Raw genomic sequence first — 22,881 nt, forward strand, 5'->3', positions numbered from 1 at the left:
CGCGGCATTCTGCGTGAACGCCACCATCCACCGACCCGGCTTGTCCTTCAGCCAGTGCTCGATCTCGTCGAACGGTTTCGCCTCGGGATCACCCTGCGCACCGAAAGCGGGCCGACGGAACCGGCCGCCGAACGCGATCTCGGCCGTGCGTGCCGAACCTCCCCGCATTCGCGCCCACCACCGCGGAGTCGGTAGACCACGACGAATGAGACCGAGGGTCTTCGCGATCACACTCGCATTGCGCAGGCAATCCTTCGACTTCTTCGCCGCCGGATCCTCAGCCGGTGCGGTGTAGATACCCAGCGCGTCTTCTACGGGTTCCGCCGCCGCCTTACCGAACCCGTTCGCGCCGGGCCCCGGCGCGTCCACGAAGACCGGCGGAGTCACCCTGCCCCCTGGATAACTGCCCGCTACCGGTCCATACCGTGCCGAGTCAGCGCCTTTCGCCGAACCATCTCCGTCTGCATCGAACCCTTCGATCGTGCCGGGCGGACCATCCGCATCGCGGGTGTCGGTGAGCCTGGGCGCGCGCGCTGGTACCGGGAGATCATCAAGTACCGCCTCGTGCACGGCGAGCGCATCGGCGACCCGCTGCCAGGCCCATGAAGGCGCAGTGTGATCGCCCAGGATTTTGCGGGCCTCTTCCAGAAGCCGCTCGAGTGTCGAGCGCTCGGGGTGTTCCACCGATCCACGCAGTGCATAAATGAACTCCGGCCGACACAGCTCTTCGTATTCGTGGAGTACAACCGCGACGTCCCTCCACCCCTCCGGCACTGTTGGCTGCCACAGCCGGGATGCGGCCGACAAGAGATCCTCGGTGGTCAACGCGGCGAGCTCCGCTTTCGACGGAATGGCACTGTCCGCATCGTCGGGGAGAGACCTCAATGCGTCGAGCAACCGGGCGCGGAAACCAGCCTTGTTCCCCTCGGACGAGCCGTTGTCCGAAACACCCGTACGGTCGATCGCAGCATCGCTCGGCCGCACCGAACCGGTCGAGTCGGTTGCACTGGTGATCGAGCGTGGCGGTGTCGATGACCGATGACCGGTCCCGCTACCCGCCCGCCGTTGATATTCCGAGACGGCGGATACCAGTGTGCGCTCACCGAATGTGGCCCGCTTACCATCGGTGCGCTTCGACGCCCGGGCCTCGGCGAATGCCTCCGAAATATAGAGACGACCGTCATCGTGGAAGGAGTAAGCGCTCAACTGGCTGCGCAGCCACTTCCGAAACGTTGCAGTCGGGTCCTTGCATGTTGTCCGGAAGGCGTCGAACAGAGCGCTCGTCACTATGGCTCGCTCGGCGAGCAGTTCTCGCACACGTTCCGCACGATCCGCCGGAAGCGCCTGGACCCAGGCCAGGAACTCGTTCGTCGGCAGATTCAGAGAGGCGTCCAGCTGTTCTTCCTCGGGTGAGGACGGTCGCACCACGTGGGAGAACTCGTGTTCGACAACAAACCGCACCGCCTGACCGGGCCTCCCGGGATGGAATCCGACGTATCGGCCGTACCGGCCGGGGTCCGCTGGACGCCCCGTCGTCCGATCCTCGCTGGGCTCGATACCTTCCCACACGTCCGCCGTGAATACGGCATTCAGATATTCCGGATCGATGGCAAACCGCTCGTTCAGCACCATTTCCAGACCGTGCGTTCCTCGGCGCACCATGGCGATGACCGGACGGCCGTTCTCATCGTCGGGCAACGGCGCCACCCCGAAAGCCGTGAGGGCGTTATCCGGATGCTCGGCGAGATTCTCGCGCAGGGAATCGACGAATTCACGAACGAGGTCGCGGTCGAGCCCGGGCAGATCGAATCCGAAAGTGGTGAGCCCGGTTTCGGATGCCAACGTGTCGGCATAGTGCAGATCGGGGTTCGAGGGATCCTCGGGAGCACGAGCACCGCGCCACTCTGCCGCCGCCTCCAGTAGGAGTCGGCGCAGGATTCGGTAAGCGTCCGGTGCCTGTTCCGGATGCTGTTCTACCATCCAGAACGCCTCTCGCATCGCAAACCTGCCCCGCAAGGTGCCGTCCCGGAGGAAGCAGTGCACGGACAGCTGCTCTTCCTTCCACGCCTGGAATCCGAGTTCGTTCCGGAATCGGCCTTCGCTGTCACGAACGACGATCGGGCCGTGTTCGGCCTCGTAGAATTCCCGCAGCGCACCTTCTGCCGCAGCGTCGGCCCGCCAGCGCCCGGTGTAGATCAAGGCATCGCAGAACGCCGCTGCCAGCGCCTCCGGCAGGTCGGCAAGGTTGATTTCCGGGCTGATCCGGATCCGTTCTGCCCACATCCTCCTGTTCCCGGACTCGAAGTCGCAGACGGCGGGTTCACCGTCCGTGGCGGAAACCGCGGGGTCGAACTGGATATCCGTGAGATCGAGCAGGTGCCCGTACCGAGCGAGCCAGTATTCGACGATGCGAGCGGTTTCCTCCGCCTTCTCGAGGGACACCGGCCCGAATCCGATGAACCGAATCGCCGGGTGAGAATTCGCCAGCCGTTCCGATACCGCTGTGCCCGGTCCGTCGGGATCCGGTGGGCCGGCGAGATCGACGAATTCACCGGCTTCGTCGATTTCGCTGCCGGGATCCTGCGTGCGCTTCCGGGAACGCCGGCCTCTACCCGCCGCCATTCTGTCCGATACCGACGGTCGCCCGAGCGAATCCACTTCGGTGTTGTCCGGGTCATGGTGCGGATTACGCCGTTCCGCCAGCAACCACCCATCCGCCTTCCGGAGGGCGGCAAACAGAGCATTACGGAATTCAGGAGCCTTGTCCCCCGCTAGATCGGCAAACCTGCTGCCTTCCAGAACGATTCCGATGAATGCGGCACGTTGCGCCGAGGTGAAATCCTTCGGATCGTGGAGATAGTCCCGGAAGGGTCTCTTCTCGGGATCTTGCTCGTATCTCAGCGCCACGGACAGCGCCAACGCCAGTCTCTCGACCGCGTCGGTGTACACCCTCGGCAAGAACGTGCTCGGGTGCATATTCATCTGTTCGAGAATCTCGGCGACCGTATGGCCATTCGACATGAGTCGCAGTGCCTTCTGTTGCCGCTCGTCCAGTACCTCGAGCCAGCGCTCGACACGTCCGGGATCGCTGCGCCAGGTCTCCCGGACGTAGTTGTGCGCATCGCGGATCTCGACGTGTTCCTCGAGAGAAACCTTCTTCCGGTAGCCGCTGACCTCCTTGACGGCCTCGAGCATGTCCTGCCACGACGGGAAATCCATCGCGGGTCTCCGCGCAGCGCCGGCCGGGTGAACCTCGCGGTCATCCGAGCCCGAATCAACCCCGTCAGGGGAGTCTTCCGGCGGCAGCGGGTTCGCCGGATCACCGGACGTGGTGTCGCTGGTTGCGGGGATCTCGGTCGCTACGCTCGTGCTGCCGGATGGGTCCTCCAGCAGCGCCGCCTCGATGTCCGGCGAGAATGGGCGGCCCCAATGGGGACGCACCCTGATCTTCGGTTCCGCTGGATCGAACCGAAGCTCCACCTGGATTCCCACAACGTCATCACCGACGTTCTCGCTATCGATGTGATGGGCGTGGCTCATCACCCTGTCCACGACTTCGTCCACTGCGAAGTCGCGGTCACTGCCAGGAATCAGCCGCTGAATCAGGACGCGGACTCTGTCGCGGATCTCCTGCAACCGGTCGGATCCCGACATTGTGATCGTGCACGACCGGATACCGGCCCGGTTGACGATATCGACGCGGTCGCCCGGTAGATCCCCGTTCCTGGCCCATGCCATCGTCATCGTCATCGGCAGCTTCGACGCCTTCCTGGTCGCCAACCACGCGCGGTGCGCCGCGGTGCGCGGCAACCACTGCAAGGCGGCACTCAACACCAGCTCGGCAAATTCCGCGTCGGCATCCCAGTAGCCGTGGGCATCCAGGATCTGCTGGATTCGATTGTCTAGCCAGTCACTTCGGGCGTGCGCGCCGTCCGGCAGCTCGAACAGGAACGTTTTGCCGGCCCGCACCGACGATATATCCGCTGCAGGACGGTCCCCCGGCCATAAGGGACCGGGCGCGCGAGTACCCTTCGGCGTGGCGGACGTCACTCGCTTCCCACGTCGCACCGGCACCCGTTGTCCCGCCGATTCAGGCGACTCGTTCGACGGCAGGTCATCAGGCTCCGGCGTGTCCGAGGTCCCAGGTTGCCGACCGGCCGCGGCGGCCGCCGTACCCGCCGCGATCTGCTCTCCGAACAGCCGTCCACCCGGGCTGCCCGCGTCAGGCGGAACATCATCGGGGCTTCCCGTGGGGTCCCCTTCGGTAGCCGACTCGATATCGTCGATATAGTCGGCTGCTCCGTCGTCCCGCCGCCCATTGTCCCAGCGGTGACCATCAGCGCTGCGCCTCGGACGGTCCGCACTGCCGAAACCCGGACCGCCGACCGGTTCCTCATCGGTCAGCGGAATATCGAAAACCGTAACCACACCGGCGTGCTCGATCTCCAACCGCAACACCGGTGCGTCACCGTTGTCCACACACGACATCACCACATCCGACTGCTCACGCACATCGAACGACCCCAGCGTCCGCAGCACCCGCCGCGCAACCACCTCGACCACAGCCCGTCTCGTACCGGGCGGGAGAAACGGTTCGAAGACGGCACGAATCCCATTTCCCGTAGGCATCTCCCACGCCTTGCGGACGTACGGGACACGAGCACCCGACTCGCCGGTGGAATAGCGCTCGGCCTTCGGAACGCCGCGACCTCCCGAACCGGAGCGAGCCTCCGAGGCGGCGGCCCGTTGCTCGGCGATGGCAGCCGGGGCGACGGTGTACAGCAGCCAGTCGTCAGCGGTAGTGGGGTCGGCGGGAATCTCACTGCCGTGGACACGAGCGGCGATCGCGTCCAGCGTCGTAGGCACATGATCGGCGTCCACAGAAACTCGGACCCGCCGCTCCAGCGTGTCGTGATGCTGGTCCAGTAGGGCATTCGCGCGCTCGTCGTGGTCCTGCGGTGCCCGTGCATCGGCGATAGGATCCGCGGCAGAATCCCCGGATTCGGCGTCGGGACTCGACGTTACCGCCAGAAGCTGGGTCTGGAGCTCTGCCACAGTACTCGCCAGCTGATAGTCGAAGGCCAACCTACGAAGCTCGGCCTGCGTGAGCTGGTCCGGGCCGAGTGCGTCGTCGGAGCGGCCGAAGGCAGCGCAGATTTCATCGATCGTCGTGTCGATCCGGTCGGGCCGCAATGCCGCCGTATCGACCCACGTACTCAGACTCGCAAGAGCGTTGTACAGGGGGACTGCCGCCACGTCGCATCGGTTGTTCACGATCAACAGTTCCGACAACAACTCCGGCGCCACCGATTGCGGCGGCAGCGCCCGTACGCGACCCGCCAGGCTTTCCAGCTCCAGTACTCGTTGCCGGTGGTACGCCACCTCCATTGCCAGGGCACGATCGTCCTTGATCAGGTCGACCAGAATCGGATATTCCGAACTGCTGACATGCCGAAGCCCCCTCAGCTGGAGAATCTGCTCGAGCGCCTCGCTCGGCGGACTGTCGCGGAGGTCCCGAAGCGCATCGGCGAGTGCGGCGCGGTCGATAGGCAGCAGCACCCGCATCGCATCCCGCAACCTTTTCCGGCGGAGGAGCGCTGACGACTGGCGTCTACCCGCTGCGCTCGCGGCTTCCACCAACTCGAAATGCAGTTCGGTGTGGGCGATATCGTTCGGGGGTTCCAGGAAAGCCATCGAATCGGGGCCCGGAACTCCTTCCTCGAGCACAGATTCCGGATCATCCCAACCAGGAATCTCCGCAGTCGAATCGCGCTCTGCCGACTCGGTTCCCGGTGCGGCTGTACGGTCAGCGCCACTTGCCCCGGAAAACTGTTCGCTGTCGCTCTCTCGAACACTCGGCGGGCGCGGCACGTAACCGCCCGACAACGCCGGATCCGCTCCCTGATCGGGGTCGACCGACTCGTGTCTGATCACCACGGCCGAAATATTGTCCATCTGGCCGGATTCCAGTGCGATGTCCACAACCGATTCGGCACCTGCGCGAATGCCTTCGGCCCCCCGAATGATCATCGCCAGCCGATCGGCGGTGTAGGCGCGCGCCGCCGCCGCGTCGAGCGCAGCGGCCTCCCGGTCGTGATGCTTGGACGCCCCGTCGCTGATCACCAGCACATACCCGGGCCCATTCGAATCCCGGAAACCGGAGTGATCGTCACCACCTGCAAGGTTGCCACCACCGATCGACCGCTCGATGCCTCGCCCCGCCTCGTGGTCGTCGGTGAGCTCCACGGCTTCGCCCACGTCGGGTACCCAATACACCCGACTGTCGCCGAGCCACCCCGCATTCGTCCGGCCGGGTTCGACAACCGTCAACGCGATGGTGGTGGACGGAGGATCATCGCGGTCCGGATAGAGCAACTCGTTGATCGTTCCGACGACCTGTTCTGCCTTCTCCATCGCGCGTTCGACAGCTTCGTCCGCCGTGGTAGAGCCTGCCTGCATCGACTCGGCCGCGCTCGTCAGCGCAACCTGGGTCGCCAGCTGAGATGCCACCTGTGGGCTGGTCGAATTCGAAACACCGTCGCACACCACGCCGACCGTCACCCGCGCACCGCCGGGCGTATCCACCTCCCTGACTGCGCAGGCATCCTGGTTGTCCTTCTTCTCGAAGAACCCGCGGGCGCCGATATCCGTTACGGCGGCCGCCGACGCGATCTCACTGATCTGCCGATGCTTTCGCTGCATCAGGGACAAGGCGAGGTAGCGACGCACCCCCTCACGCAATCGCTGTTGCGGATCGAGTCGGGCCCCCGGCGAGTCGGCCGCATTCGATTCCAGCAGGGTCCGCAGATAGTCCAGTGTCCGGTCGGGCTCGCTCGCGAATCGCGACAGCGTCAACCGCGCCGGATCCCCTCCCAGACGCAGCAACTCGGCCTCGGCCTCGGCCAGATCCCCGGCCAGCGCGGCTTCGGGCCATCGGTCGGCGCTGTCGACCCCATGGGCCTGTCCAGAAGGCGGGCCGCTCGACCCGAAACCGCCGACGTCCTCCACCTCGACCGAGGGCGACCCACCCATAGCGCGCACCGCATCAGCCGCCGACTCGACGGCGAGGTTTCGGACGCTACGAATCTGTTCCTCAGTAGCCTGCCCCGCCATCGCTTCGCGGATCCGCCGGGATATGTCCTGCTGAATCGCTTGCAGATCCGCCGTGTCCGTGTCCGGCTCATCCGATCCGCTGAAGCGCTGTACCGGGTCGGTGGCGGTGAGTCCACCTGGACAGTCCGCTACCGATTCGACAGGTTCGCGCCGGCTGTACCCCTGATGCAGATCACCGGGCTCGTCGTTCTCGCGGGCCACCAACCGCGTCGACCAGCCCTCACCGCGGACTTCGGCGACGAGGGAGCGCGCGCCGACACGGCCCGCGATGCGCACCGATACATCCCTGTCGGTGTCCGGATGATCGTGCGCGACAGTCGCCAGCCACGATTGCAGGTCATCGATCGCGCGAATGTGGCTGGTATGCGTTTCGGTCCGGTCCCGGCTGCGCTCTTCGGCCACAGTGACGGCACGATCGGGCCACACGTCCTTCAGCTCGCCGAGCCACAGCCACAACTCGTTCCATCGCTCGACAGCACCGCGACCCACGTTCCACTGTCTGTACATCGAGCCGTCGGCGTCAGGTTGCAGTACCGGTGTCATGGTGACAGCGACGGCCAGCATCGCGTCGACGACCTCCACCCGGTCCTGCTGGTTCGCCGCTTCCGCTTCCCGGCGCAGCCACAGCAGTGTCGGGATACGCCGGTCGCCCGACATACCGGTTTCCGCCAGGGTGATCCCGTTCACCGCCGCCAACTCTGTGAGGCGGTCGTGCGCGGCGGAGAGCCGTTCGGTGGGAGAGTCGCCCCGCACGCCGGCCCGAATTGCCTGCCGCTCCGCAGATTTAGCAACCTCTTCGTCGTTACGCCGCCCCGTGTCCTGCTCCGGACCGGGTCGGCTGCCGCCGGAGTCGTTGCCGCCGGCGGCTATCGACCTCAGCGCCTGCAGTACTTCCCCACGGTGGCGCTCGGCCTGCTGCCAGCGCAGTTCCGCTGCACGCAAGGCGATCACTTGCTGGAACGGATCGTCGGAGTCCGGAAGCACGTCGCCGATCGCATCGGCGGAATCGGCGGCCATGGCGGCAACGGCGCGGGCCAGCGTCGCTGTGTCGGTGAGATGGGGCGCGTACCGAAGAAGCAGAGCGGTGTAGTCGATCAGTTCGATAGCGTAGCTGTAGTACTCGCCGTCGATGTCCTCTTCATCGTCGTAACCGTCGTCGTCGGAAATATCGTCATCGAAAGCCTCGGCGCGGTAGAAATCGGCGCGGTCGTCGCCGAAAGGCGCGTTGAGTGTCGCGTCCACCTCGGACAACGCGGCGACCAAACTCCCCGCCAGCCTGAACCCGCTGCCTCGAAACCGTTCCCGCAGTGCGTCATACTCGGCGCGGCGCGCCGACTGCTCTCTCGTAGCCGCAGCAAGAGCATCCAGGGTCAGCGGAAATTCCGGCGCCGACACGCTGGTCCTCATCCGTTCTTTGGCCGTGCTGAGAGCATCGTTGTAGGCCCTGACCTCCTCCGGAACCGGGGCCCCGCCGGACTCCGGCCGCTCGAAGTGGTAGCCGACTCGCCTCGGCAGGCGCTCACCCTCGGCAGCTTCGGCTGCCAGATAAGACATCCAAAGATCGAAGCGGGCACTATCGGTACTCCGAACCGCCGCAATAGTCTCGAACCGACCGTGCAGGACGGGGGGAAGAAGGGCGAGTATCTCCGGATCGACCACCGACCGCCGAGTACTGTCCGTCGACCCCACCTGATCATCGTGAGGCCGGCCGAAGCGGGGCCCGGGGTCAGCGTCCGCAGCCCGCCGCCTGTCCGGTTCCTCGTCGATCGGCATTCGTGTCGAATCCAGGTCGAGACCGGCGGTGAGTTCAGCGCTGAACGGATATACGGTCCATTCCTCGCCGAAGGCGACGGCGATACCGACGTAACTCACACTCCCGTAACCCGATACCAGTTCCGATAGGTCGTCCGTTCCGAATTTCGGAGTGACGTGCGCCTTCCATTCGCTCGGATCGAATGGTTCCGCTGGTATCGAGAGCTCACTTCCTACGAGCCGATCGACGACCGCGATGCGCAACTCTCGAAGCACCCCGGTCTCGTCGTCGATCTTGTACACAATGCACTCGCGGGGACCGCCCTGGTTGAATACGACCCCCTCGCTGGTGTCTGCGTGGATCGGTCCGAACCGCTCGGCCAGATCCTCAGCGATCCTGCGCAGCAGCGCCCGCTGCTCCTTGCTCCAATCAGCCGCCATGCCGAGACCTCTCAAGGTCGTATGCAGCTTGTCGGCGGGAAGCGCCTGGGGGCCTGCGATGGCCAGACGTTCCGTATCGGAATCGGCAATGACCAGCGCGATCATTGCGCCGGCGCGTGCGTGATCGATCGCAGCCGTAGACGCGGTCCCCGCGCCCTTCGGCCGAACCTCCGCCGCCGCCGGATCTCCTGACTCGGCTACTACCCGGTAAGCGTCGGTGAGTTCACCCTGACGCCCTTCCCGCGCTTGCGCGGGCATAGCCGATTTCGCCGATCCTGAGTCCATCGGAGGTTGGTCGCTCGGTAGCAACCCGGCTGGGAGTTCTGCGGTGGGGTTCGGGTAGGCGGCAGCCTGATCCCCCCCATCCGAGAGCGTGCCCAGGTCGATCCCATTCCCTGAATTCGCCGTACCGTGCGCTTCAACCGTCAGATGATCAGAGGCCACAATCTCTGTGGGTGGCCGATCGACACCGACAACTTCAGCGTGGATGTCGTAGCGGGTATAACTCACCTCGTTTCCATCGTAGATCCCGGTGACCGTTGACCGCTCTCTCCGCAGAATCCGAATCCCGAGGTCGCGCCTGAGAAGCAACTCATTTGCATCGAACTTGTTCGATCCGTCGCCGACATGGCCGATGAACAAGGCAGGAGTTCCCGCTGGAACATCGAGATGCAGCCGGCAATCGACACCCGCATCGAGATCGGGGCCCCACTGCCGTAAAGGACCGAGACTCGTCGACACGTATGCCGGCAGGTGGTACACGTCGCCGACCTCGCATTGTGCGAGGGAGAGCAGGTTCATCAGTTCGGTATCGACATCTCGACCTACGCGCAGCGCTTCCGGGGTCGGAGTCAGGGCGAGTATTCCATCGAGATGTTCCACCTGTTGTATACGCTCACGACCGACGGCTCCGGCTGCGATCGCTGCATTGATGCCCATCTCGTAGAAGTCTCGGATATAGGGCAGCAGACCGCCGATCACGGCGTCATTGGATAGCCGTCTCGTCGTCGGGCCCCATACTGCCCGACCGAATTCGAAGGCATCCTCGCCTGTCTCGAAGATTCGATACCCTGCACGGAGCGGCTCGTACTCTGATGGCCAGTTACCACTGCGAGTCAGGGTCCCTTCTTCCCAATTCTTATCCGTCCACCAGTACGGTTTATCGATCAGAACGCTCGCGAAATGTGGACCGATCTCTTCATTTTCGGCCGGTGCTACGAGTCCGCGAGTGAATCGCGCCACCAATACCCGATAGCCGCCGATCTCGTATTGGGATCTCTCGATGTCGATCGATGGCTCGGTGAAGCCAGACCGGGATGCGAAATCACCCATCAATGTCCGGAATCGGATCCCGTCGACGATCGAAACTCCTTGTCTATCGGCAATATTGACTTCTTCGACCCTTTCCAGGATATTGGACGAGTCGAAAATCCATCTGGCCTCTATCACCCGCACACGACTGCCGAGAATCTTCCACATCCGCGACCACATGCGCTCCAGCGCGGCGGTGTCCAGCTCACCGTCTTCAGCGTCGCGCCCGTGAATCTCGTTGGTGAGTACTCCGTTTTCGTCGACACGGAATTCGAGCAACCGTCTGCCTCCTGCGAACACCACGTATTCGGCAGCACCGTCCGCCCACCATGAAATGGACCATCCTGCCCCCGCCCACGAAGCCCGCGCGGTAATCCCCGGGACATAAGGCGAGCCGATCGGATCAACCGATATCGAGGCGATGTCGTTCTCCGACAGGGTTCGGCCGAACTCCCCACCAACCATCTGTTCGACCAGAAGGCATTCATCCGCTGTCGACCATCCGGCCATCGACGTCCTGATACGTCGACGAACATCCCGTACCGACTCGGGTTCGGCCGGCCCGTCGTCGACCGGCCCGTTCGTGCCGGTGTCCGCCGGATTTGCCGGTTCGCCTAAGTTCAGCGTGAATTCGTAGGTCCCGCCGTAGCGATCCGATCCCTTGTAAGTCTCTTGCCACTGTGCTTCATCGGCCAGCGTTCGCATCGTCGTGAGGGCGCTGTTGTCGCATGACCACAGCGCCCCGCCGGGAATTCCGACCGTAACCGCCGCGGTCAGTCGCTCTCCGTCGAAGTCGACGGATACCGATCCCATTCCCCCGTCCCGTGCCAATACTTCCAATACTGTCGACATCAGCTGCCGAACAGTGGATTCTTGTTCGGTAGATTTGTCGTGAACCAGACCTCGAAGCTGCTCGTACACCAGACCACAATCCAGCTGCCGAGCCGAAGCGCGCACTGCGACGTCCAGGTGTTTGCGGCCGGAGGCGTCGAATGTGGCAGTTGTTCTCGTCAATCCGAACCGATCGACACCCGACACCGCCACCTGCTCGAGCCCTGGCCCGGTCGACTCCACCACGACACCGAAACCGCGCCGCAGCAGTCGGACGACGGATTCCTCAACGGCGGCGCGGAGGCCCGGTTCGATGGCAGTCCTCTCCCACCAGCCCGTCAAGGACTCAACTCTGCGTTCAATGGCTGTGCCGAGTTCGGCTGGGTTGTCCGCGGTGCCGGCCACTACGGGCAGTTCCAATCGCTGTCGCCCATCGGAGAACATGTGTGATGCCGGCATTTCATCCTCGGCCGGCTCATCGGACGTCATCGAGACCTGCAGACCTGCCTCACCCGCGGAGGGATAGCCAGCTGCCGAGGACGGACTGCGACCGGGTATTGGCGTTGCATCCGCATCCGAGGTTGCCGCCGAGTCGAACGGATGTGAGTACTGGCCGGTGGCGTCATCTTCGGGCGGCATGGCAGCGTACGCCGTGAGCGTCGGCAATATCTGTTTCAGCGCCCAGTTCCGGAACTCGAGGCCGTAGGGTAAGGCCGGGCTCGCCCAGTGGAAGCCCCACCAGCCCTTGCGGTGCCGACGCCCGGATCCACCGATGTCAGGAGAGGTCATCTCAGGTTCGGCCGATTCCGATGTGGGCAGGCTGTTCCCGCCGGGCGGGCTCCCATCCGGTGGGTCGCCTCCGCTCCCCGCAGATGTTTCTTGTTCGGGCAGGTCGGATGGGTCGTATTCGGACCACCACTGTTCGAGTTCGGCGATCGCGGTGGCCATCCACTCCATCTCGCGCTGCTCGAGCATCCGGTCCAACACCCGGCCGGCGGCCTGTTCCAGGCTCAGCATTCCCGATTGGAGACCGGCTGCGGCGGCTTCCTCTCCGAACGCGTCGGCGACTCCGAATTTTCGCTCGGTGTACGAACCGATCTCGACATCGCCTTCGGCACTGCGGATCTGCAGCCGCACCAGTTCGGCGTTCACGATTTCCACGGACGCAGGTTCGAACCGTCTGCTCAGCTCCCGCTCGAGCCACACATCGAAAGTCATCCCGGCCGACGGCGGCTGCGGCCCCGGAGGTAGTTGCACCGATCGGTATTCGGACGACTTCATCCAGGCACGAGTGGCCAGAACTGCCAGCTCCTGCACCACGACCTCGGGTTCACCACGCAGATCCGCAGCGATGACGAGCGTACGGGTTCTGTCCAGCTCGGCCACCAGCTCGCTACGGTCGCCGTATCCGATCCCCCACGCCTCATGAAACGAAGTCCCATGGCTGTCCCGGACGGCGTCGGCCTGCAGCGCGGTAACCAGCTCCCACGCCGTCGCCGAACGGTTCAGCAGTTCGTCGACATCCTCCCCCAATCCGGTCACCACAGGTTTCCGGTGCTCGCCGAACTGGTCGTCCGGAGTATTGCGCAAGTCGGCGTCGGTATCGTCGTACCTCTCGCCCCAGTAAGCGAACCCCGCGACCGCGCCCACCCCGCCGGCCACCTTCGCGGCCTTGCCGAGGACTTCCCGCCGGGTCCGGCCGTCACCGGCTGCACCGTTCGCCGACGTTCCCGCAAGTCCGGCAATTCCCGGGTTGCCGGGATCCTCTTTATCGGGGTCGAGCTCTATCTGCTCGGCTCCACCAGTGCCCCACTCGGTATCCGCGCCGCTCGCCCCGGTATCACCGAGCAGATCCCCGGAGACGCCCGACGGGTCAGGGCCGACGATCTTTTTCGGCGTCCCCTCCGAGATATCTCCGATCGTCACCACACCAGCGGTTTCGTCCATCGCGGGGTACTTGGCCCCGGAGCCGGCCGGCGTATCGGTTCCCTGCCCGGGAAGGAGAATCTCGACGTCGTCGTGATCGTCGTCGGCCTCCTGTGTCACCGCACCCTCGCTCGCCGTCAACGAGCTTCCCACCACCTCGTGATACCGGTGTACGGCCGGCCCGAGTCGCTCATACGGATCCCCGTGCTCCTCGCGGATCCGGTCGAATCGATCGCGACGCTCTTCCGGCAAGTAGCGGTGATACTCCTCCGTCGTGACCGTTTCCAGATACTGCGACGCCTGCTGCGGATCCATCAGCGTCTCCGCCCGGGCCCCCACCAACTCCGCGATCCGACGCAATTCCGCCTCGGCAGCCACGGCGCCGCTCACCGGGCTTTCCGCACCCGGCTCCGCGCGGCCGGGGCCGGTGGCAAGGTCATCGGGGTGCAGACCGGTTCCGTCCTCTGCGGGGTGTTCTCGCCTGCCACTCGGATGCGCACCCGACCGCCCTTTCGGCTTGCGAGGGCGCATGCGTTCGAAACCCAGCACTCGCCGTATCGCTTCGCCGGAACCGCTCGGCTCGGGGCTTTCCGGATGGGGGTTCGGGTCACGCGGCGTCCCGGTGTCATCGGATTGCCTCGGATCCGAAGCGGCGGGGGCGAACCGCGGCATCCGAATTTCGAACCGCCGTGTCGCGGTATCGAAGGGACGTGGCTCGACGATATTGGCGACAAAGAGCCGAGGCCTCTTCTGGTGCCATTCCAATCGGACCCGCGTCCGGACCGGCCGCCCCATGTTGAGCCGAGCCTTCAGATCTTTCAGCGCCGGATGGTTCGGTCCGGTACCGAGCGGTGGTTCCCCCGTCAGCGCTTTCCAGTGCGCATCCAGACGATCCCGCCGGCCGGAGTCACTCCTCCAGCCCGACCAGTCGACCTCGAACCAGCCTCTCCCGATATATGCCACATTCTCGGGCACGCCGTCGCACTCGACCGTGACCGCCCACAGCGGCTCGTCGCCTCTCCACCCGTGGTCCAGTCGCACCACGCCGACCTTGCCGCGATCGCCATCCGCAACCGACAACACGAAGCTCGTGAGCAATGCCTCCACCTCGACCCCGATGCGGCCTCGCGCCGCCGCCGGGGGCAACACGCTGGGCGTGTCGCCGAGGTACACGACATCTACCGTCTCCTGCTGCTCGGAGCCCTCTCCACGGGCACGGGGCGTCCGGCCGTCCGGACCGTCGTCCGCATCCGCCGCTTGTATCGGAGGTGGGACGCGCCACGACTGGGAAGAGAGGCGTCGCGACCGGGTGTCCGACGATACGGTTCGAAGTTCTGGTGGGAACAGCCCATACAGATCAGCGACGGTATTCCTCGACAGCTCGTCGATCTCCTGGATCGGGCGTTCCATGGCGGCGGCGATCTCGGCCGGCGATTCGCCCTCCAGGAATCGGCGCCGGGCGAAATCCGACTCCGCACGTCGCCGCAGTCGCTCCACTGCCGAACGCACCTGGCGCCGATGCGCCTCGACAGCGTCCCACACCGCTTCCTCGTGAAGGCCGCGTACCGCCCGTGGCCGGCCGCGGGACAGCACCGCGGCCAACTGCCTGGCCGCCGCCTCCCACAGCATCTTCGGGGTGTCCGCGGTGGGCAGGGCACCACCCCGCCACACGGCACCGACCACCGCGCTCTGCTGCGGTCCGAGCATCCCCGTGGCACGGTTCCATGCCGCCCGCGATGCGGTGCGCATATCCCGCAGCACCGGATCACCATCGGCGCGCTTCTCCGCCGATTTGTACGCGCCGACCACCTTACCTACGAATTCGTCGAACCTGATCTGCTCGGCATGCTCGGTTTCGCCGCGTTCCGCCGCGGCCGGATTCGCCGGCGCATCGTGCTGTTCACGGCCGAGGCGGGTGCGCAGCACCATTTCCGTGCCGGCGCCGGGGAAGTCCATCGACCGGAGGTCGGTATCCCAGGCGGCGATGCCGGTTTCGATATCATCGGGGTTCGGGGCGTCGGCGGGGTCGTAGGGACGCCATCGGCGCTGGGCCGGGTCGTACATCCACACGTTGTCGGCGGCAGCGAACCGGCCACGCGCCCGAGCGAGTTCGGCTGCCGAAGCGCCCTGTTCCGCGAGGCCCGCGAGCACGACTCCGACGTCGTTGGTGAGCAGGATCAGATGACCGTCGGCGTCGTCGGACCGGGCGTCGCGGTCGCGGTACTGCTCGGCCAGCATGACGGTCGAGGGGGTGGCGCTTGTCCGCAACGTGTCGGCCACCTTCGCACGCGAAGCCACCGACCGGAACATGACATCGTCCAACGCCGCCGGGTCCACACCGTCTCGATGACCGCCCGTCCACGGCATCCGGATCCCCAGGCCCAGGCGCTTGTTTGCCTGGCCGATGGTGAACTGCGCGCAATCGGCGAGGCTCAGCGCCTCCGCCGAGAGGTCCGCTTCCCAACTCGGTTCACCGTCTATGGTCACCCGGATCCGGGTCTCGTGCGCAGTCGACAGATAGGACCGCGTGCGGTTCCCCACCGTAACGCTGAAGCCGTCGAAGTTCCGGTTCACCCGCACGGCCGCGCTGTCCCCGCCCGCCCGGCGCCGACGTTCCAGCTCCAGCGCCAGATCGGCCCGGGCCGCGTCGATCACGTCCGGCGGCAGACCCGCCGATGCCACATCGCGCAGCAACCGATCCGATGCCCCGATCGGGTCGTCGTCGGTCCACCGCGGCGACCAGGAGACCGTATCGGATCCGCTGGTACCGAACCGGGCCTGCATCCATTTGCGGTCGCCGAGGCGGTGGTTCCAGTCGGTCTCGACAACAGAGACAGACAGGTTGCCGGGGTCGACCTGTGCCTGGCCGCCGTGCGCGGTGAGGGCGACGCGGGTGGCGGCCAGCAGCCGCTCCCGTCGCCAGTCGTCGACACCGCGCTCACGCAGCATGGTGTCCAGCGGCCCGTCCTGTTCTGCCGCGGCCACGGATCTTGCGATCAGAACCCCGTCGTTGGTCCGGTGCACGAAAAGGTCGTCACCACGGGCCACCACGATTCCTCGATGCCTGCGCAGCAGATCGCCGATCCGGGCTGCCGCGGCCGCATTCCAGGGACCGATGATGCGGCTGAATTCCTCGACGATGCGTTCGAGTTCGGTGTCGATACCGGATATTTCGGCCACACCCGAGGCGCACAGGTAGGCGAGGACCGCTGCGAACGCCTCCGCCTGGGCGGCGCTCAATTCCGCGTCGTCGACGCGGTCGATATCTCTCAGCGCCCGCCGGAAATCGAACAGGGCGACCCTGTTCACCTCCGATGTGCCATCGATCAGGCCATATGTCGCTGCCACATCCGCCGCCGCCAGCGGCCGCGGTTCGGATGGCGTGACGATCACCGCGAAATCGATGGTTGCGATATGCCCCCGACCCGTGATCATCAAAGGTGAATCGGTGACCGGACGTGCGTCATCGAATGCGCCTGCCACGTGGTCCTCGTGGCCTGGCGGCGCGAGAAAACGGGCCAGCTGCTCGCGCGCCACCCCGGCTTGCACCTGTGCGTTTCTCGGGATACGCCAGGTACCGAGCCATGTGCGACCCTGGATATCGAGATCCATCCCGGACTGGCGGATACCGCCCCCGGGATACCGGACCGCCACCCAGAGCTGCCCGGCCGGGTTCTGCTGAACCGTGATCCGGGCTTCCGGGCAGTCCAGCGTAGTCACCACAACGCCCACCAGGGCGTCGACCACCTCCCCGTCCACGCCGCGCTGTTCCAGCCATCCACGCAGCAGGCCGGCCAGCGCCGGTCCGCCGGCATTCTCGAGATCCGCGCGCCCCAACTCGACCGTACGGTCCCGAACGACTACCGCGAAAGCACCTCGGGCGAGGCAGGACTCGACCCATCGGCGCCGTTCGAGAGCAGCCACCGCATCCCAATACGCCGTTACCGCCGCAGACAACCGCCCTGCCGGATCGTGCCCGTCCAAGACCGCCGTATCCGCCGCCGCCCGGGCCTGCGCTCGGGATTGCAGCAGTACATTCATATCAGCGCCGGTCGCCGCGGCCGCGGCCGTCAACCCGATGTACTCCGGTGAGTCGACCGGCGGACGACGCCGCCCACCTCCGTTTCCGGCTTCACTATCGCTGGAACGAAGCCCGGACTCGACATGTTCGAACGAGGGTTCCTCCGTTATCGAACTCGGCTGGTCCTGGGACGGGTGTTCCTCCCCGTGGTGTCCGTCCGGATCGACAGGTGACGACGATGCCGTGTCGGCGTCTCGGGTTTCCATACCGGCAATCAGCGTGCCCAGCGCGAAATCGCCGTAGCGGACGCCGATCGGGTCGCTGAAGACGAGCCGGGCGCCGGTCACCTCCATCCGGATAGTTCCCGGGGCGTCCGCACCGGCGCGGTGCATCCGCCGCGCCACGATGCCCTGAGCTTGCTGCGCCTCATCGCGGGTGAGTCGCGTGTCTGCGAGCAGCAGCTGCGCAGCGTGCGCGAAGTCCGTTCTCAGCACATCATCGCGTCCGCCGCGTACGTCCACGCGATGCCGGTCGGGGCCTGCCTCGAGGGTCAGCCACGCCTCACCGGCACCATCGTGCAAGCGCACCCGCAGACTGCCCGCCCAATCGACGACCGAAACCCAGCCGCCGCCGACGAGATCCACCGCGCGACCCAGCATCGACTGCACCCACGCCGTTTCACCGTCGAACCCGGCGTCGATGACTGCGTCGGCGACCCGCTGTTCGGCGGCCCGGTCGTCCCGTGACAGATGGACCACTCCGTGTTCGGCGAGCCGAGCCCGATGCCCGGCCACCACCACCGCGACGTCGCGGCGGAGGTCGCCGCGATCCAGTTCCTCGGCCAGCCGGTTCAGCTGACCTGCGAATTCCTCGGTGAGCCGGGCTGTCTCGACACTCACCGCACCGAGTGCACGCTGCCGGTCCAACAGTCGGCCGAGCGCATCGATCGCGTATTCGATTCGCTCCGCAGCGCGAGAGTCGATATCCGCCGGCAGTTCGAGCCAGACCCCGGCCAGACGCAATGCTTCCTCGGCGGGCACCGCAGCACCGGCCGACTCGTCCAACATCCGCGCCGCCGTGTGGATCGCGAGCTCGGCGGTGTTCATCTCGCCGGAGTCCGGGAAAGGCGATGGTGACTGCTCGGCGTCGCCCGTCGAGGCACCACTTTCGTCTCCGGCGAGCTCCTCCTGCGGCAGCTCTACTGTCAGATCGGTGCGGCGTTCGCCGTGGTCGATCTCGAAGTCGATCGCATCGATGACAGCTGCCGCACCGGCGATCAGGACCGCGCCGCCGTCCGAGGTCGGCTCCGCCGGGGCGACGACCCACGCCGAGGGCGGGTAGCGCCGGCCACCGACCGTCACTCCGCCGGGGAACTGCTCCCCCACCTGCATCGCGACAACCAGACCGTCTTCCGTGCGGAGCTCGTACACCTGACCGCCGAATTCCAGGTTCCGGGCGAGGTTCTCGCGCTGCCTCGTCTCGTCCGGACCATCGGGTTCGCCGACCGGTCCGTCGATCGGCGTCGTCGGCGCGTCCACATCCGGAACGGCATGGCGAGCCACCGAATCCACGGCCGATCCGTCGGGACGCACCAATGCGGCGTAGACGCCGGTCACGGCCGGGTCTTGCCGCCCGGGCACGTAGCGGCGCTCGGTCGGCGTCGAATCGGGGCGCTGCAGTGGATCGCGTTCGACCGGTTCGTCGTAGGGCCAGTCGCGAATGGTGAACACGTCCGCACCGTCCACGACCCCCTCGTAGATCAGTTCGTAGGTGTGCGAGCCGGAGGGGTACTCGTCGACGACTACCGCGCGGGCACCCGGACCCAGCGCTTTCAGTTCGTCGGCGATCTTGTCCCACGGGGTGCGCTCGGCATCACCTTCGATTCCGCCGGGATACCAGCCCGCATCCAGCATCACGATGTATTCGTCGGCGCCGGTCCCGCGCGGGAAAGCAGTGAGGATGATCTCCTGCGAGCCGGTGGGCGGATGCGGAAGCGACGCCCGCCACCGTTGGATATCGGTGGCGACATGGTGGGCACAGTTGGGGGGATCGCCCTCCAGCAATCGCCGGCGCACCGGGTCGTCGAGCACCGGGCTCGTACGCCGGGGCAGCTCGCGGGTGCGCCGATCCACGGGTTCGGCGATGGACCGCTCGGCGCCGTCGGCGAATACCGACCGAGTCTCGATCTCGAGCACCTGCGCCACGGTGTAGAGGTCCACGTCCGGATGCCGGACCAGCTGCCGATGCGGCAGGCCGTCACTCTCACTCTGCCCCGGGGGGAGCATCCGGGTGAGCCGGGCGGGGGTCGCCAGCAGCCCGTCGAGGTCGTACGCCATCGACTCGACCGGCCCGAACCGCGCTACCGAGGCAGTGGTCGGGTTCGAGACGTTGTGCACGGCATCCTCGAAGCCGTCCGCTGCGTAGGTGGCGGCGATCTCCAGGTCGATATCGGCGGGCAGCAGGTGCGCCTTCACCACCTCTGCGGTGTCGATATCGCCGATGGCGATCATCACCCCGCTAGGGCTCAGCGACAGCAGGTGCACCGGCGGGTGACCGGGCAGAGCGGCGGCGAACCGGGCGGCCGACTCCAGCGCCGCAATCTGCTCGAGGATCCAGGCGTGCGCCCTTTCCTGGGATGGTGACAGCTGCCCGTCCTGGGCGAGCGTCCTGAAATACGCGTCCGCCCGGGCAAGCACCAGCCGGTTGGCGCGGTTGCGCCACCGTGCCGGGATCCCTTCGAGCGACCCGATCTGGTCCGGTATCCCCTCGATGAGCGTCCAGCGTTCGTCTGCACTCGACGACGGCCACGCGGCCGCCAGGTCCACCGGGAACCCGGCACCCAGGAACGTCAGTAGTGTCCGCGCTCGTTCCCGCGCCGCCACCTGATCGGGGATCCGATCGGGCAGCACCGGGCGCGGAACTGTGCCGATACCGCGCAAAGCCGAACGCCACCCCTCCAGCCGCGCCACCTCCAATCGAGCCTGCTCGTATTCCGCCGCAGCCTGTTGGATCGGCGCATGCGGATCAACATCGGCGAGGAACTCGGAGAACTCATCGGCGAAGGCGCGCCCGCGGAGGAACCGGTCGGTGAATTCGCCCGCGCGCAACTCCTCTCGAACGGCCAGCAGGTCCATACCCGCCTGCTGCGCTCGCCACAGCGCCTCGGCGTACCAGGCGTCGCGCTCCCACATCGCCTTCCGCAGTGCCTCGTCGATGCGCTCTCCCGGGACCTGCGCGTAGTCCGCAGGCGGCCGCGACTGCTCGAGCAACTCCTCCAGGAACTCCAGTTCCGCGGCCGCGAGCCCGCGGTCGTTCTCGCCGTCGGCGTTGTCCAGCCGCACCTGGGTATCCGCATACATTTGCGGCAGGACGTCCGTGGGATCACCGGCCGGCATCCGCTGCGGGACCATATCCTCGATCCGGTCCCGGACAACACCTGCGTACGACGTATTACCGACGGCGTCGGCGGCGGCCAGCTCGTCGATCAGGAAGGCCAGCAGTCTCGCGCGCACGGCCCCGGAGGATCCGCCGTCCGGGTCGGGCTCGGCGCCGGTCTCGGCCCCGCCTGGGTGCGCCGAGTGGTCCGTTCCGGTCCCGGAGCCGTCGGTGTTCCCTTCCGGGTCGGGCCTTTTCCACTGCCGAGCGGCGCCATTCCCCACCACCTGGTCATCGTCCGCAGCCGGACCGGGTGTCTCCGGCTCTACGAGCCCGCCGCCCTGCGTGTATCGCGTGTCGGGTTCGCCGAGCGGGTCGAAACCGGCGTGCCCGGCCGGGACACCCTCAAGGCTTGCGTCGGCCGCCCCTTCGGTGGCGGACTCGGCATTGTCCGGATAGTCGGCTGTGCCGTCATCGTCTGCAGTGGGTCTCGATGCGGCAGAAGCGGTGATCGGCGGCCCCAATACCAGCCTCAGCAGTCCATTCCGGAACCCGAGCACGGAATCGGAGATCGAGTTCATCCCGAACGAGCCCCACCAGCGTGTCCGCCGCTGACTGCTTTCCCGCTCTGCCGCCGATGGTCCGGTCTCGGGTGCCGCGGATGCTCGCCGGCCACTTTCGACCGTGCCCGCAGCTCCGCTGGACTTCTCCCCCCTGTTGCCCGGCGCCGCGCTCGCTGTGCCCGGCGTGTAGTGGGTGAACCCGAGACCGATATTCCCTTCGGCGACCAACCGCGCCTTGTCCATCAGAACGGTGACGAGTTTGCTCATGTCATGGCCGTACTCGCGGTAGCCCGCGGCGATGGTTCGCACGTCGCTCAGGTCGAATCCCCCGGCCGTCACCCAGATCAGCGATTCGCCCAGCGGTTCGGACGGGTTCGCGGGGTCGGGCCAGGTCGCGACGAAGGGTGTCGCGGGAACAGCCTTCCCCAAGATCGCCCTCTTCAGCCGGTTCCCCTCGAAATACAACGGGACGAAGTCGTGCTCATGCACCTCACCGGTCCCGAGGTCCAGGCGGCGCACTCGACTACCGCCGACCGAGCCCGCGGTCACCCGGCCCGGTTCGACCACCGTTACGGCAATCGTGCTCAGCGGCAGACTGTCTTGATCCTCCGGGAACAACCACCCCAGTTCCGATACGGCTCGATGTGCTCTCTCGACCGCTGTCCGGATGGCCGCCTCGGCGTCGAAGCTTTCCGCCCGGCTGCCTGCCACCGCCTGCCGCAGGTATTCGCTTGCCACAGCAGTGGCCACCTGGGAAGCCAGATGTGATTCTGTACCGTCCCCACCCGCGGCGATCATGATCCGCACCGGCGCGCCGTCACGGTCGACGATGCCTGCCCAGACTCCGACCTGATTGAGCGGCTGAGAACCTTTCGCATCGGCGACGGCGACGATTCCGGTGTTGTCCGGGGAATCCCGTCGGACCCGCGCTGCCGCAACCGCCCTGTGGTACCCGCGCACCGCCTCGCACAGTCGATTCCGGTAGTCGGTGTCGTAGTCGCCGGGCGCGCCGGATTCGGATGCAACCGAGAGCGCGTGGAGCTTCTCCGCCATCGACCCCGGCATCGTCCACGTCTCGAAATGCGTATCGACCCATTCCGGATGCTGCTCCGCAATCACATCCCGAAGGTGGTCCGAGGCGGCATCGACGGCCACGAGTGCGGGGTGGGCCGTAACCGTTGATTCTGCATCGGGCAGGGATTGTGTCGCGGCGGGTGCGGAGGGCTCGGCCGGCTGATCCGGCCGCAGGTCCGCGACCGCAGCGCCTGTTGCGGGAGTCGGTACGACACGTCCGACGCGCCACTGGCCTTTCGCATGCTTCCGGGTATCCTCGCTCGCCTCGTCGAAGAGTTGCAGAAGTGCATTCAGGCGAGCTCTCCCTTTCGAAACCTGCTCCTGGTCAGCCGTGCTCGCGGTTTCCAGCTTCGTGGCCAGCGCGGTGCGCGCCTCGTCACGGCTTTCCTGGTCGAGCAGGCGGGGCACAAGTCCCGGTTCCAGCTCGAAATCGGTCAGGTCGAGCAAGTTCTGAACGACTCCCTCGACCTGCAG

1 protein-coding gene (running past both ends of the window) is annotated in these 22,881 nt (G+C 66.2%); it reads right to left on the minus strand.

All 22,881 nt of this window come from inside a single coding sequence — locus IEY68_RS05615, protein phosphatase 2C domain-containing protein, on the minus strand. Of the gene's 37,560 coding nucleotides, 4,383 precede the window and 10,296 follow it; the stretch shown corresponds to coding positions 4,384-27,264 — codons 1,462 (complete) to 9,088 (complete); reading right to left, the first codon wholly in view occupies positions 22,879-22,881. The start codon and the stop codon both lie outside this window.

The organism is Nocardia jinanensis, from assembly GCF_014645735.1.
Lineage (GTDB): Bacteria > Actinomycetota > Actinomycetes > Mycobacteriales > Mycobacteriaceae > Nocardia > Nocardia jinanensis.